Source organism: Rhodococcus sp. P4_F3_2, from assembly GCF_056401335.1.
Window position 1 is genome coordinate 1 of the sequence record NZ_JBFUJN010000284.1, and the last position, 379, is coordinate 379.

At 37.2% G+C, this 379-nt stretch carries 1 protein-coding gene; it reads left to right on the forward strand.

Annotated elements, in window-relative coordinates; all coding sequences use genetic code 11:
* Positions 1 to 379, forward strand: a 379-nt coding sequence (locus AC1DWA_RS33760) for an ATP-binding protein (RefSeq protein ID WP_477917904.1), incomplete at both ends; no start/stop codon positions are given.

Sequence of the window (379 nt, forward strand, 5' to 3'; positions counted from 1 at the left end):
CTTTCATACTGATGAAAAGCGATTTCAACAAATTATAAAGAATTTATTGTCTAATGCATTTAAATTTACAGAGGCTGGTTCTGTTACAGTTCATATTAAGCGAGTAAATGAGAAACATGTCACTAATATGATGCGTAGAATTGATACGGATTGTTGGTTGGAAGTTTCAGTCGCAGATACAGGGATTGGTATCCCAAAAGAGAAACATGGTCTTATTTTTGAAGCGTTCCAACAAGGTGATGGGGCCACAGTTCGTAAATATGGAGGTACAGGCCTTGGTTTATCTATTTGCCACGAATTTGCAAAACTACTAGGTGGATGGATTACAGTAAGCAGTAAAGTTGGAAAAGGAAGTACGTCTAGTCTTTATCTTCCTAGC